11 protein-coding genes are annotated in these 13,851 nt (G+C 76.0%); 6 read left to right on the top strand and 5 right to left on the bottom strand.

What is annotated here, in order from left to right:
- Positions 1-25: 25 nt before the first annotated feature.
- Both AC07FV_RS27175 and AC07FV_RS27170 read right to left on the bottom strand, forming a co-directional pair.
- Positions 26-3,178, bottom strand: coding sequence for a sacsin N-terminal ATP-binding-like domain-containing protein (locus AC07FV_RS27175; RefSeq protein WP_479089908.1), 3,153 nt, complete (start codon positions 3,176-3,178; stop codon positions 26-28).
- 105 nt (positions 3,179-3,283) lie between these two features.
- The gene (locus AC07FV_RS27170; protein ID WP_479089906.1) at positions 3,284-4,210 is read right to left on the bottom strand and encodes a DUF3027 domain-containing protein; all 927 of its coding nucleotides are present in this window, start codon (positions 4,208-4,210) and stop codon (positions 3,284-3,286) included.
- A 332-nt stretch (positions 4,211-4,542) separates the two neighbouring features.
- Here AC07FV_RS27170 and AC07FV_RS27165 point away from each other — a divergent pair, with 332 nt between their 5' ends.
- From AC07FV_RS27165 to AC07FV_RS27150, 4 genes are read left to right on the top strand one after another with little or no spacing between them, the layout of a single operon-like run.
- Entirely contained in the window at positions 4,543-5,934 is a 1,392-nt protein-coding gene (locus AC07FV_RS27165; RefSeq protein WP_479089905.1) for an MFS transporter, read from the top strand.
- Between the two features lie 58 nt (positions 5,935-5,992).
- Complete coding sequence (locus tag AC07FV_RS27160; protein WP_479089904.1) at positions 5,993-6,505, top strand: DUF2771 domain-containing protein; 513 nt, start codon at positions 5,993-5,995, stop codon at positions 6,503-6,505.
- A 23-nt stretch (positions 6,506-6,528) separates the two neighbouring features.
- The gene (locus AC07FV_RS27155; RefSeq protein WP_479089903.1) at positions 6,529-7,236 is read left to right on the top strand and encodes a futalosine hydrolase; all 708 of its coding nucleotides are present in this window, start codon (positions 6,529-6,531) and stop codon (positions 7,234-7,236) included.
- A complete protein-coding gene (locus AC07FV_RS27150) occupies positions 7,226-8,074 on the top strand; it encodes a 1,4-dihydroxy-6-naphthoate synthase (protein ID WP_479089901.1) in 849 nt (282 codons plus the stop codon). The genes AC07FV_RS27155 and AC07FV_RS27150 overlap by 11 nt, the downstream gene beginning before the upstream one ends.
- Positions 8,075-8,123: 49 nt before the next feature.
- On the opposite strand, the gene AC07FV_RS27145 is transcribed toward AC07FV_RS27150, so the two are convergent.
- Positions 8,124-8,507 carry a cold-shock protein gene (locus tag AC07FV_RS27145; protein WP_053132946.1) on the bottom strand — a complete coding sequence of 128 codons (384 nt, stop codon included), beginning with the start codon at positions 8,505-8,507 and terminating at the stop codon, positions 8,124-8,126.
- Between the two features lie 162 nt (positions 8,508-8,669).
- Here AC07FV_RS27145 and AC07FV_RS27140 point away from each other — a divergent pair, with 162 nt between their 5' ends.
- Complete coding sequence (locus AC07FV_RS27140) at positions 8,670-8,936, top strand: hypothetical protein (protein ID WP_383644453.1); 267 nt, start codon at positions 8,670-8,672, stop codon at positions 8,934-8,936.
- Here AC07FV_RS27140 and AC07FV_RS27135 read toward each other — a convergent pair.
- Together AC07FV_RS27135 and AC07FV_RS27130 are read right to left on the bottom strand one after the other, a co-directional pair.
- On the bottom strand, positions 8,897-9,547 hold the full coding sequence (locus AC07FV_RS27135; RefSeq protein ID WP_479089899.1) for an HAD family hydrolase: 651 nt from the start codon (positions 9,545-9,547) through the stop codon (positions 8,897-8,899). The two genes, AC07FV_RS27140 and AC07FV_RS27135, sit on opposite strands and share 40 nt — an antisense overlap.
- Before the next feature lie 50 nt (positions 9,548-9,597).
- A complete protein-coding gene (locus tag AC07FV_RS27130) occupies positions 9,598-10,689 on the bottom strand; it encodes a hypothetical protein (protein ID WP_479089897.1) in 1,092 nt (363 codons plus the stop codon).
- 148 nt (positions 10,690-10,837) lie between these two features.
- Between AC07FV_RS27130 and AC07FV_RS27125 the strand changes: the two genes are divergently transcribed.
- Positions 10,838-13,414, top strand: coding sequence for a helicase C-terminal domain-containing protein (locus AC07FV_RS27125; RefSeq protein ID WP_479089895.1), 2,577 nt, complete (start codon positions 10,838-10,840; stop codon positions 13,412-13,414).
- Positions 13,415-13,851 lie beyond the last annotated feature (437 nt).

The raw sequence follows: 13,851 nt of genomic DNA, 5'->3' as shown, positions 1-13,851 counted from the left end.
CTGTTCACGTCCTCTCGGAAGTACCTCAGTCGAACCAGCGGTCCCGGGCCAGTTCCTCCGTGCGCGACTCGTCCTCCAGCAGCGCCGCCACCTCGAACCGCCGCGGCCACTGCCCCGCCGCCCAGGCGAGCCCCGCCGCGACGCCCTCCAGGGTCGCCGCGTGCAGCGCGCCGTCGTCGGTCAGCCGCCAGTCGACCTCCACGCCGTCGACGACCAGTTCCTCGTGCTCCACGTACGACGCCGGGGTCCGCGCCCCCAGCAGCACCCGCACCGGCTCCGGCACGTCGTGCTCGACGCCCTCGGAGTGCACCCGGCCGGTGACCGACTCGCTCAGCCGCCGCACCTGGAACAGCTCCGCCAGCTCGGCGGCGCGGGCCGGCCGCACGGGCAGCAGCGGCACACCCGACGTGAAGGGCAGCAGGTCCGGCGAGTCCACCACCACGGCGTCGGCGGCGTCCACCACCTCCACCCGGCCGTCGACCACGGCCCGCACCTCGTCCGGGAGGGTCACCTGCTCCGGGTCCAGCTCGGCCAGCGCGCCGTACAGGGCGTGCAGTTGGGCGGCGGTGACCGGGCGGTCCGGGTCGGCGAGGCGGTCCAGCAGCTCGGCCCCGCCACCGGGCTCGTCGAGGAGGGCGGCGACCGACGTGCGCACGCCCAGCGCCCGCAGCACCTGCTCGTCCTCGAAACCGGTGGCGTCGGTCTCGTCGTACAGGCCCCGCAGCAGCGGGTCGCCGCCCGCCGCGCGCAGACCCGCCGGGCGCCGCCCGCCGAGCACCGGGTGCCCGCGCAGCCACCATGCGGTGTACGGCCGGACGACCTCGTGCGTGCCGTCGTGCAGCAGGACGCGCACGGGCTGCACGAGCGCGTCGCGCAGCGGGGGCCGCGACAGCAGGGCGAGGGCCTCGGGCCACCGGTCGTCGTCCACGAGGTCCAGGTCGCGCACGGCGACGATCTCGGTGGCGACCGGGGGGACGGGGGAATCGGGGAAGCGGTCGAGGACGTCCTCGCTCCACACGTCCACGGCGTCCAGCAGACCCGCGTCGTCCGGTTCGGCGAAGTCGCTCTCGCGGGGCTCCAGTTCGTCGGGGTCGAGTACGACGTCGGTCGCCCGCACCAGCGCGAAGGTGTGGAGCACGCCGCAGGCCGCCAGGGGCTCCGGCCCCCACTTCCGTGCCAGCTCCGCGTCCACGGCGGCGAGTTCGTCCTCGCGCATGACCTCGGCGAACGGGCCGCCGGGGAAGACGAGTTCGCACGCCGGGGACAGTTCCCCGTCCTCGTCGGGCAGGGCGAGCGCGCCGAGCCAGGGTTCGTCCCCGGGGTCGAGCCCGGCGTCGCGGACCAGGCCGAGGACGGTGTCGGCCAGTTCGTCGGCGTCGAGGGTGTCCTCCTCCCAGTTCGCGCCGCCCTCGTCCGCCAGGGACGCGGCGACGGCGGCCCTGACCTGCGGGGTGGTGAGCACGGCTCGCGGGGTGGCCGGGAGGGCGCCGAGCTTCTCCAGGAGCCCGTGGGCGGCGTCCGGGTGGGCGACCTTCAGGCCGAGACGGGTGAGGACCTCGGGGTCGAGGGACGCGGCGTCCGCCGAGGGCAGGAGCACCTGCCGGGGCCCGATGGCCGTCCGGCTTCCCCCCGTGCCGAAAGCCCGGGAGGTGTCCCCGGCGAGCGGCACCGGCAGCCCCGTCAGCCGGTCCGGGTCGACCCCGGCGAGGCTGTCGTAGAGCCGCCACCACCAGCCCGGGTCCTTCTCCAGCCCGGCCAGCCGGTCGATCGCTTCGGTCAGCGGCAGCCGGGCCACGCCCAGCGCGCGCAGTTCCGCGCGGCGCTCCAGGCCGGCGGGCAGCAGCGTCGGCAGCACTTCCGCGAGGACCCGCACGGTGTCGGCGCCCGCGCCCTCGACCACCTCGGCGTCGCGGGGCCGCAGGGACTCGGGCAGGTCGGGTTCGTCCTCGCGCGGCTCGGCGGCGGGCGGCAGGAAGGAGGTGCGCGGCAGCCGCTGAAGGATCGCCTGCCGCAGCACGCCGTCCAGTTCGCCCTTGCCCAGCGGGCCGGGTACCAGGTCGATGAGGCCGACGCCGACCGGCCGCCAGTCGGCGAGCAGCCCGGCGTAGGCGTCCGCCGCCCGCTCCGTCAGGAAGTCCGTCAGCGGGCCGCGCGCGGCGTGCCGGCGGGTGGAGTCCAGCGGGAAGGAGGCGATGAGCAGGGCCGGTACGCCGAGGGGCTCGTCGCTCGGGGTGGGGGCGTGCACGACGGGGCTGGTGCGGGGGCGTGCCGGAGCGCCGTCGGCGTCCACGGGCACCGCCCAGGTCACCGACCAGTGCGGACGCAGCCGCTCCTCGACCGGCCGGTCGGCGAGGAGGTCGGGGGTGAGCGGGCCGTGCGCGGCGGCGGTGCGCCAGCGGGTGGTGCCCTCGCCGGAGTCCTCGACGACGGTCAGCGGGCCCTCGGTGCGGCGGGACAGCGTGCGCACGTCGTCCGCCACCTCGACGACTACCTCCTGGAGACCCGGCAGGGCGAGGAGCAGGGCGTCGTCCACGGCGTGCAGGAGCCGCTCGGCGAGGTCGGCGGCGGCCGTGTCGCGCAGCGGCAGGATGACGGCCGTGTCGTACGGGCCGGGGGCGCTGCCCTCGGCGGGGAACGGCAGCCGCAGCAGCGGGACGTGCCCGTCGCGCCGCCGGACCTCTTCGCCGAGGCCCGGGCTGCGCAGGGCGGTGTCGGCGGCCAGGCCGCGCGCCTCGGCCAGGGACCAGCGCACCCCGCCGTGCAGGCCGACGACGGCGGGCTCGTCGGTGACGGCCAGGACGGCGGCGAAGCCGACCCCGAACCGGCCGACCGTGCTGTCCCCGGCGTCCCGTTTGGCGGAGGCGCGCAGGGTGGACAGCGACTCGACGCCGGTCGCGTCCAGCGGGGCGCCGGTGTTGGCGGCGACGAGGACGCCGTCGCGCAGGGTGAGCCGGAGCCGGCCGGGGACACCGGCGCGGGCGGCGGCGTCGGCGGCGTTCTGCGCGAGTTCGACGACCAGCCGGTCGCGGTAGCCGCCGAGGACGAGGTCCTCCTCCGCGTTGGCGTCCTCACGGAACCGGGCGGGGCTCGTCGCCCAGGCGTCCAGCACCCCGCGCCGCAGACGTGCCGTGCCGAACGGATCGGCGCCCTCGGCGGCAGGCTGCACGAACATGCTCACGGTGACTCTCCTCATCGACGGGCCACGAAGGTACCGCGAGGACCCGGCCCCACCGGTCCGGACGCCGGGCCGGGGCCCCCGGGGGCCCCGAGGGGGACCGCCGCCCTACGAGTGCCCCAGCTCCGCCGACGCCTCGTCCTCGACCGGGGGGACCGACCCGGAATCCGCCGCCGGACGCAGCGGGAACGGGTCGACCCGCGTCTCGTCGATCACCGGCGGGGCCGGCTGCGGCGGCCTCGGCATGACCGCCGCCTCGGAGTGCCCCCCGCACCCGTAGGCCAGCGACACGACCCGGCCGTCCGCCGGGGAGAACTCGTTGGCGCACACGCCGAAGGCCTGTCCCAGCGAGCCGCCGATACGGGCCAGGAAGCCGCAGCTCACGCAGGAGGCGGGGGCCGCCTGGGCCATCGGGGTCTTCGGGCCGTAGGAGTCCTCCCAGCGGTCGGCGGCGACGTGCAGCCCGTACCGGGACAGGACCCGGGTGCGGCGCAGGCCCAGTTCCTCGGCGACGGCCGAGATCGTGCCGCGGGCCGGGACGGTGGTCAGCTCGGCCGGGGGCCCGGCGGCGACCTCGGCGTCCTCGGCCTCGACCAGGTCGGCCATCTCGTGGGAGACGACAGAGTTGGGCGGCGGCTCGTCCTCGCCGGTCCAGCCGGGCTCCAGCCGCAGGTCCTCGGCGTCGGTGGGCAGCAGGTCGCCGGGGCCCATGTCGCCGGGGCGCAGGCGCTCGCTCCAGGGCACCCACTCGGGCGCGAGGAGGGCGTCGGGGCCGGGCAGCAGCACCGCCTCGTCCACCGTGACGATCTTGGCGCGGGAGGCACGGGCCACGGTCACGGCCCAGCGCCAGCCTCGGTAGCCGAGTTCCTTGCAGGCGAAGAAGTGGGTGACGACCCGGTCGCCCTCCGACACCGCCCCCTCGTGCTCGCCGACGACGCCGGGTGCGGCGGCCTCCTCGGCTGCGGCGCGGGCGAGGTCGACGGCCTCGGCGCACAGACGGTCAGGGGTGCGGCTTCGCGTTGTCGCTGCGCTCACAGGTATCGCTTCTCTCCATACGCCGTCTCACGAGTGCGCCGCTGCCTGCGAGGGGCGAACGGAGCGGACCTGTGGACCGCGTCGACGTCCGCGCCCGATCGCGCTCGGGCACACCTACTCCATCCATTCTGCGGGATGGCCGTGAGGCGCGCGGCCGAGAACGTTCGCCACGGCGCGCTAGGCACGCTACCTGCTCATGTGCGCTGGGCCTACACCGACGGGAGTTTCGGCGGTGTACGGTACCGCGTTCCCCGGTGGTGTCACCCGACTCGGTCACCGCCATCCGCGCCGTATCGACGCTATAGCCCCCGCTCTCGGGGCACTATGACGGGGTGGCAGCCGCACGGACTGAGTTCAAGGGCGGGAGCCGGGGGCGCGGCCCCGGCTCCCGGTTCCGTGCGGTCGGCCGGGCGCTGCGCCTGCCGGTGACGGGGACCGCGCGCGGCATCCGCAAGGCGACGCACGCGCACGGCGCCGGCGAGTCCGGCCTCGGCAAGCTGATCGAGCTGCACGGGGTGAACGGCGCCGGCGACGTCATGATCACCGTGGCCCTGGCCTCCACCGTCTTCTTCTCCGTCCCCACCGACGAGGCGCGCGGCCGGGTCGCGCTCTACCTGGCCATCACCATGGCCCCCTTCACGCTCCTCGCGCCGGTGATCGGGCCGCTGCTGGACCGCCTGCCGCACGGCCGCCGCGCCGCGATGGCCGTCGCGATGGGTGCCCGGGCGCTGCTCGCGCTGGTGCTGTCGGGGGCGGTGGTCAGCGGGAGCATCGGGATGTACCCGGCGGCGCTCGGCGTGCTGGTCGCCTCGAAGGCGTACGGCGTGGTCAGAAGCGCCGTCGTGCCGCGGCTGCTGCCGCCCGGCTTCTCCCTGGTGAAGGCCAACTCGCGGGTCACGCTGTGCGGGCTGCTGGCCACCGGGGTCGCCGCGCCGGTCGCGGCCGGCCTCCAGCAGGTCGGGCCGCGCTGGCCGCTGTACGGCGCTTTCGTGATCTTCGTCGCGGGGACCGTGCTGTCGTTCACGCTGCCGCCGAAGGTCGACTCGGCGCGGGGCGAGGACCGGGCGCTGCTCGCCGCGGACGAGCGGCACCTGCACGGCCCGCACCGCAAGCCGGTCAAGCGCCCCGGGCTGCGCACGGTGGGTCCGGCAGTGACGCACGCGCTGGCCGCCAACGCCGCGATCCGCTGCCTGACCGGCTTCCTGATCTTCTTCCTGGCCTTCCTGCTGCGGGTGCACCCGCTGTCCGGGCAGAGCGCGGCCGTGTCGCTGGGCATCGTGGGCGTGGCGGCGGGCGCGGGCAACGCGCTGGGCACGGCGGTCGGGGCGTGGCTGCGCTCGCGGGCGCCGGAGGTCATCATCGTGACGGTCGTCGCGGTGGTGCTGGGTGCGGCGGTCACGGCCGCGGTGTTCTTCAGCACCGTCCTGGTGGCCTGTCTGGCCGCGGTCGCGGGGTTCGCGCAGGCGCTGGCCAAGCTGTCCCTGGACGCGCTGATCCAGCGGGACGTGCCCGAGCAGGTCCGCACCTCGGCGTTCGCGCGCTCGGAGACGCTGCTCCAGGTCTCCTGGGTGTTCGGCGGGGCGGTCGGGATCGTGCTGCCGCTGAACGGGACGCTGGGCCTGTCGGTGGCGGCGGCGATCATCGCCGCCGGGTGGCTGACGACCGTACGGGGGCTGATCGGCTCGGCCCGGCGCGGGGGACGGGCCCGGCCGAGGGTGGCGTGACCACGCCACGCCGTACCCAGGTGGGGAGCGGGCCACAAGCGCCGTATAGCCTTCGCCCATGACCACGTTGCCCCGCGGCACCGCCGCTATCGGACACGGCGTAGTGCGACGCCGCCGCGCCGTCGCCGCCGCCGGCGCCGTATCCGCCGGACTGCTCCTGCTGTCAGCCTGTGACAAGCCGACGCCCATGGGGACCGTCACGGTCGGCAGTGACTCGGTCAGCTCCGAGGCCACCTGCGGCGGGCACGACAAGGCCCTGGAGAACGCCGAGATCCAGAAGTGCCTCAAGGACGACGACGTCAAGTCCATCTCGGTCGGCGAGGACGACACGGTGCGCTTCGGTGTGGACCCGGAGGTCGCCGACCAGCGCTGGACGATCCTGATGAACGGTCAGCAGCTGACCAACGACACGGACAACACCTACCGCACGGTGCCGGGCAGCGTCTTCTTCAACGAGCAGTACGGCGCCCAGGGCGACTCGACGCTCGTCACCATCAAGGCCGGCGACGGCAAGGACGACAGCGAGGAGGCCACCGGTCTGTGGTCCTTCAAGCTGAAGAAGGACGACTGACCACGTCCTCCGTACGTGTTCTCGTGGCCACCGCGGTCCCCGTCGAACGGGACGCGGTGGCTCGGGCGTTCCCGGGGACGGGTCCGGACGCGGCCGTGGAGGTGCCCCGGCCCGGCACGGTCCTGCACCGGCTCCCGGGCGGCTGGGACCTCCTGGCCGCCGGCGTCGGCCCCGCCCTCGCCGCCGCCTCGACCGCCGCCGCCCTGACCGCGGCGGCCCTCGACTCCGCGCCCTACGACCTGGTCGTCTCGGCCGGGATCGGCGGCGGCTTCGCACCGGACGCGCCCGTGGGCTCGCTCGTCGTCGCCGACGAGATCACCGCGGCCGACCTGGGCGCCGAGACCGCCGACGGATTCCTCCCGGTGACCGACCTCGGCTTCGGCACCGTCACCCACCACCCGCCCGCCGGCCTCGTCCGCGCCGCCGCCGCCGCGACCGGGGCCCGCACCGGCACCGTGCTGACCGGGTCCACCGTCACCGGCACCGCCGAACGCGCCGCGCTGCTGCGCGCCCGCCACCCGCGGGCCCTGGCCGAGGCCATGGAGGGCTTCGGCGTCGCCGAGGCCGCCACCGCGCACGGGGTGCCGGTGCTGGAACTGCGTGCCGTCTCCAACCCGGTCGGCCCGCGCGACCGCGCCGCCTGGCGCATCGCGGAGGCACTGGCGGCGCTGACGGACGCCTTCGGGAAGCTCGCACCCGTCCTCAGGAGTTGGAACCCCCATGAGCGCTGAGACCTTGCAGATCGCGTACTCCCCCTGTCCGAACGACACCTTCGTCTTCGACGCCCTCGCGCACGGCCGCGTCGCCGGAGCACCCGCCCTCGACGTGACGTTCGCGGACATCGACGTCACCAACGGCATGGCCGAGCGCGGCGAGTTCGACGTGCTGAAGGTGTCGTACGCCGTGCTGCCGTACGTCCTCGACGAGTACGCCCTGCTGCCCTGCGGCGGGGCACTGGGCCGGGGCTGCGGGCCGCTGGTGCTGACCCGGGAGGCGCGGGCCGACCTCCGCGGGCGCACGGTCGCGGTGCCGAGCGAGACGTCGACGGCGTACCTGCTGTTCCGACTGTGGGCGGCGGACACCGTGCCGGGCGGGGTCGGCGAGATCGTGGTGATGCCGTTCCACGAGATCATGCCGGCCGTGCGGGACGGCAAGGTCGACGCGGGACTCGTGATCCACGAGGCGCGCTTCACGTACCGGAACTACGGGCTGCACAAGCTCGCCGACATGGGCGAGCACTGGGAGGACACCACCGGGCTGCCGATCCCGCTCGGCGCGATCATCGCCAAGCGGTCGCTCGGCGCGGGGACGCTGACGCACCTGGCCGACTCGGTCCGTGCCTCGGTGCGGGCGGCCTGGGACGACCCGGAGGTCTCCCGGCCCTACGTCATGGCGCACGCCCAGGAGATGGACCCGGCCGTCGCCGACCAGCACATCGGGCTCTACGTCAACGAGTTCACGGCCGACCTCGGCGAGGACGGGTACGCGGCGATCCGGGGCCTGCTGACGCGCGCGGCGGCCGAGGGACTGGTACCGGCCCTCGGCCCGGACGCGCTGGCGTTCCCGTGAGACGCGAGACGTGAGACGTGAGGTGTGACGGGCGGGCGACCGGCGGGGGTCAGACGTCCAGCTGGTCGGCCACCGCGCGGAGCAGGCCGGCGATCTTCTTGCCGGCGGTCTTCTCCGGGTAGCGGCCCCGCTCCAGCATCGGGGTGATGTTCTCCAGGAGCGTCGTCAGGTCCTGGACGATGGAGGCCAGTTCGTCGGGCTTCTTGCGCTGCGCGGCCGCGACCGAGGGCGCCGGGTCCAGCAGGGTCAGGGACAGGGCCTGGTCGCCGCGCTGCCCGGCGACCACGCCGAACTCCACGCGCTGCCCCGGCTTCAGGGCCTCGACTCCGGCGGGGAGGACCGAGGAATGGACGAAGACGTCACCGCCGTCGTCACGGGAGAGAAAGCCGAAGCCCTTCTCACTGTTGAACCACTTGACCTTGCCGGTGGGCACGTCTGTCCTCGTCCTCGTACTCGTCGGAAAACTGCTCGGAAACGGCTTCTGATAGCACTTGGGCGGGTCGTCCGGACCCGCCGGTACCAAGGCTAATGGGGTTCGGGCCGGTGACAAGACGTCCCCCGGTCGTTCCCCAGGCCTGGGAACTACCCTGGTCGAGTGCGTGAACAAACCCAAACGAATTCCGCCGCGCCCGGTGACCGACTGATCCGCGCCGGTGCGATCGTCTTTCTCGTCGGCACCGTGGCCACCCTCGTCACGGTGGCACCGCTGCTGCTGGGGACGACGCCCTTCCCCACCTTCATGTTCGTGCTGAGCATGCTGATGGGCGTGGGCTTCCTGATCGCCGGCGCGGGGGTGTTCCGGTCGATCGCGGCGGGCCGGCGTCAGGCGCGCGCCGGGGCCGGCCCGTCGCCGTCGCGGTAGCCGGCGAGCCACGCCGGGAACTCCGTGAGGTCGGCGAGGACGACGTCGGCGCCGGCCGCGCGCAGCTCCTCGGCACTGCACGGACCGCTGGCCACGGCCACGGAGAGGGCGCCTGCGGCGCGCGCGCCGCGGACGTCGCCGAGGTGGTCGCCGACGTACACGTGCGCGCCGTGCTCGCGCAGCGCCACGGCCTTCTGCTCGGCCCACAGGTCGCCGACGACGGCGTCCGGCTCGATGCCGAGGTGCGCCAGGTGCAGCTTGGCGTTGGGCTCGTACTTCGCGGTGACGACGAGCGCCCGTCCGCCGGCCGCCCGCACCGCCTCGACCGACTCCCGGGCGCCGGGCAGCGCGGGCGTGGCGGTGACGGCGTACGTCGGGTACATCGCGCGGTACAGCTCGGCGGTGGCCGCGATCTCCTCGGCCGGGAACCAGTGGGCCAGCTCCTCCTCCAGCGGCGGCCCGAGGCGCGTCACGGCCAGGTCGGCGTCGACGTACGTCCCGGTCCGCTCCGTGAGCGCGAGGTAGCAGGCGCGGATGCCGGGCCGCGAGTCGATCAGCGTCATGTCGAGATCGAAGCCGACGGTGGGCGCGGGGCGGGTCGTGGAGGCCATGGGGCCCATTGTGCCGGGCGCCGTCGCCGCGCCGGCCGGACGGTCCCGGGTCAGCCCCGGGGGCGGCGGGAGCGCCACAGGAGGTAGAGGGCGGTGGCGACGGCGGCGGTGCGCAGCACCCAGGGCCAGGTGTCGGTGACGGCGTCGTTCATGCGGCCCTCGGCGATCGGATCGCCCCAGCGGCCCTCCGTGCGGCCCCACAGCCAGACGACGCCGGCGGCGGCGACCGTGCCGGGCAGTCCCAGGACCGCCCACTTGGTCTGGGCGGGGGTGAGGCGGCGGGAGAGGTAGGCGATCAGCCAGCCCAGGCCCAGCGGGACGAGGCTGCCCAGCACGGCGCCGGCGAGCAGCAGGGCCGCGGCGAGCAGCAGCAGGGGGTTGGGCCGGCCGCCCTCGGGCCACAGGCGGCGCAGGTGCCGGCGTGCGGCGCGGCCCGGCTTCCCGGCGACCGGCTCGGCAGGCTCCGCGGCCGCCTCCACGGCCGCCTTCCCGAGGGTCCCGTCGGCGGCCCGGGGCGCCTTGCCGGTCTCGTCGCCGTCCTTCGGCGGCGGTTTGAGCAGCTCCGGGATCTCCACACCGCCGACGAATCCCGGCACGCTGTCGCCGACGCCCCCGAACGGGCCGTTGTCCACCCGCCACCAGTCCTGTCGGCCGGTGGCGCTCTCCCCCAGCTCGTGGGCGCTCGCCAGATGGGGCGGGGAGGCGGCCGGGGCCGGCGCGGGGGCGGGTGCGGCCTCGGACTCGGCGGGGCGGGGGCGCGGTGCGGCGGCGCGCCGCAGGCCCCTGAGCCGCTCCGTCCCGCGCCGCTCGCCCTCCCGCTGCCGGCCCTCCCGCTGCCGGCCCTCCCGCTCGCGGCCCTCCCGCTGCTCGGGCACCGCGGTGGGCGGCGGCGCCGGGGGCCGCGGGGCACCGCTCGTGCCGCCGGCCGCGCCGACGATGTCGTCGGGGCTGCCCAGCCGGTCCAGGATGCGGCGGACGGCCGCGGGGCTGTCGACGGTGGTGCCGGCTCGGCGCCGGTCGATCTCGTCGCGCAGCTCGGAGACCAGCCGCATCCGGGTGGCCGACGGCAGCTGCCGTTGCTGGGCCACGTCGCCGACGCGGCTCAGATACTCGTAGACGACCTGGTCGCTCTCGATCCCCACGAACCCCTCCGGGGCGGTGTGTTGTGGTGTGCCGCCGGTATCCCGCGGGACGAAGGTACCTAATCCTCCCGCGCGGGGCGGACACCCCGCGCACGGCACCGGCGCACACGCCGCCCCACCGTCGTACCCACCCGCTAACGTGGGCCGGATGAGCACCGAGGAGAAGTCCGCGACCCCCCGGTCCCTCGCGGAGGCGCTCCGCGCCAGGGACGACGTCTCGCTGGCGGCCCTCCTGCGCAGCCGTCCCGACCTCGTCACTCCCGTGCCCACCGACCTCACCCAGCTCGCCACCCGGGCCGGCACCCGCGCCTCGGTCGTGCGGGCGCTGGAGCGGCTGGACCGGTTCGCGCTCCAGACGGCGGAGGCGCTGGCCGTGGCGGCCGACCCGGCGCCCTACGACGAGGTGCTCCGGCTCATGGCGGGCGACCCCGGGCCCGCGACCGACCCGGCCGTCGCCGCCGCCCTGCCCCGGTCCCTGGCCGTGCTGCGCGAGCAGGCGCTGGTGTGGGGCGCGGACGACCGGCTGCGGCTGGTGCGCACCGCTCGCGAGCTGCTCGCGCCCTCCCCGCAGCACCCGTCGCCGACGGGGCTCGGCCCCACCGTGCGGGAGGCGACGGCGGGGATGTCGCCGGGCCGGATCCAGGAGCTGCTCACCACCGTCGGTCTGCCCTCGACCCACGACTCGGTCTCCGCGGTGTCCGCGCTCGGCGCCCTCTTCAGCGACCGGCCGCGGATGACGGAGCTGCTCGCCGCCCTGCCCGAGGAGTCCCGGGAGGTGCTGGCCCGGCTGGTGTGGGGGCCGCCGTACGGCCAGGTCACCCACGATCCCGCGCCGCACCTGCGGGCGCTGCTCGACCGCGGCCTGCTGCTGCCGACCGCGCCGGGCACGGTCGTCCTGCCCCGCGAGGTCGCCCTGCACCTGCGGGAGGGCCGCGCGCACCGCGCGCCCGAGCCGGTGCCGCCGCCGGTGGAGGCCGCGGCGGCGCACCGTCCGCGGATCGTCGACGCCACCGCGGCCGGGCAGGCCCTGGCGGCGCTGGCGACCGTCGAGGAGCTGCTCAAGGAATGGGACGAGGGTGGTCCGGCGGTGCTGCGGGCCGGCGGGCTGAGCGTGCGGGACCTGAAGCGGACGGCCGTCGCCCTGGACGTGACCGAGCCGGTGGCCGCCTTCTGGGTCGAACTGGCCTACGCGGCGGGGCTGATCGCCTCGGACGGCCAGGCCGACGAGCGGTACGCGGCGACGCCGGCCTACGACGAGTGGCGGGAGCTGCCCACCGCCGAGCGGTGGGCGGGGCTGGCCGAGGCGTGGCTGACGGCCACGCGCACCCCGGGTGTGGTCGGCGGGCGGGACGCGAAGGACCGTACGCTCTCGGCGCTGGGGCCGAACCTGGACCGTTCGGCGGCGCCGGAGGTACGGCACCGGGTGCTCGCGCTTCTCGCCGGGCTGCCCGAGGGCGCCTCGCCCACCGAGGAGTCGGTGCTGGCGCGGCTGCGCTGGGAGCGGCCCCTGCGTGGACCGCAGCGGGAGACGCGGGAGCCGCGTGAGGAGGACCTGCGCAGCAGGCTCGCCCGGTGGACGCTGTCCGAGGCGGAGCTGCTGGGCGTCACCGGGCGCGGTGCGCTGGCGGCGCCCGGACGGGCCCTGATCGGGGCGCCCGAGCCGGTGCGTCCGGCGCCGGAGGCCGCGGAGTCCGGGGGTCCCGGCGACAAGCTCCCCGTCCACCACCGCGCCCTTCCCTCCCCGCTCCCCGCGACGCCCGCCGAGCAGGCCGCCGCCACCGCGGCCGCCGCCCGGCTGATCGCGCCGCTCTTCCCCGAACCGCTGGACCACGTGCTGCTCCAGGCCGATCTGACGGCGGTGGCGCCGGGCCCGCTGGAGCGTCCGCTGGCCGACCTGCTGGGGGTGCTCGCGGACGTGGAGTCCAAGGGCGGGGCGACCGTGTACCGGTTCACGCCGGGTTCGGTGCGCCGCGCGCTGGACGCCGGGCGGACCGCCGCGGACCTGCACGCCGTCCTCGCCCGGCACTCCCGCACGCCGGTGCCGCAGCCCCTCGCGTACCTGATCGACGACGTGGCCCGGCGGCACGGGCGGCTGCGGGTGGGTGCCGCCTCGGCGTACGTGCGCTGCGACGACGACGCCACGCTGGACGAGATCCTCGCCGACAAGCGGGCCGCCGGTCTGGGGCTGCGCCGTCTCGCGCCGACGGTGCTGGCCGCGCAGGCCGACCCGGCGGCGCTGCTGGAAGGGCTGCGGGCGATCGGTTTCGCGCCGGCCGCGGAGTCCGCCGCGGGTGACGTGCTGATCGCCCGGGCCGACGCCCACCGCACGCCGCCGCGCACGCCCCCGGTGCCGGTCCCGGAGGGCCCGCCGGTCCCCGACGACACACTGCTGACGGCGGCGATCCGCGCCGTCCGGGCCGGTGACCTGGCCTCCACCGCCCCGCGCAAGCCGGGACCCGGCGAGGGCGGGGCACCGGCCGCGGGCGAGCTGCCCCGCACCGGCGCCGCCGAGACCCTCGCCACCATGCAGGCGGCGGTCATGACCGGCGAGGCGCTGTGGATCGGCTACGTGAACGCCGAGGGCGCCGCCAGCCAGCGGGTGGTGGCCCCGATCCGGGTCGAGGGCGGCTTCGTCACGGCGTACGACCACACGGCGGACGAGGTGCGCACCTATCCGCTGCACCGGATCACCGGGGTGGCCGAACTGGCCGACGACGCGCTGTGAGCGGTGGCCCCTCTTTCGAGCGTACGGGCCGGTTCATGCACGCCACGCCGGGTGATTAGCACCTGCGAGGGAGCTTTTTTCATAATCCGCATCGAACTTTCGGCGCTCGGGCAGCCACCGGTTGTCCTGAACCGAACCGAAAGGAACCACCTGATGCGTGCCGTTCGTCGCGTCGCCACCGTCCTGACCTCCACCGCCGCCCTGGTCGCGGCGTTCGCCGCCGAGGCCGCGGCGATCGGCATCGACCTCGGCGGAGGCCTCACCCTCTGATCCGGCCGTCGCGCGTCCCCTTCGGCGGGCCGCGTCCCCTTCGGCGGGCCGCGTCCCCTTCGGCGGGGCGGGGCCAAGCCCCCGGGACCCGCCCCCCCCCGAGCCCCCCCCCCCCCCCCCCCGAGCTCCCCCCCCCCCCCCCCCGACCCCCCCCCCCCCCCCCCCCC

It is taken from the genome of Streptomyces sp. NPDC045956 (assembly GCF_056430705.1).
The sequence above is the reverse complement of the archived record's forward strand: the minus strand, read 5'-3'. Positions and strand labels throughout refer to the sequence as shown.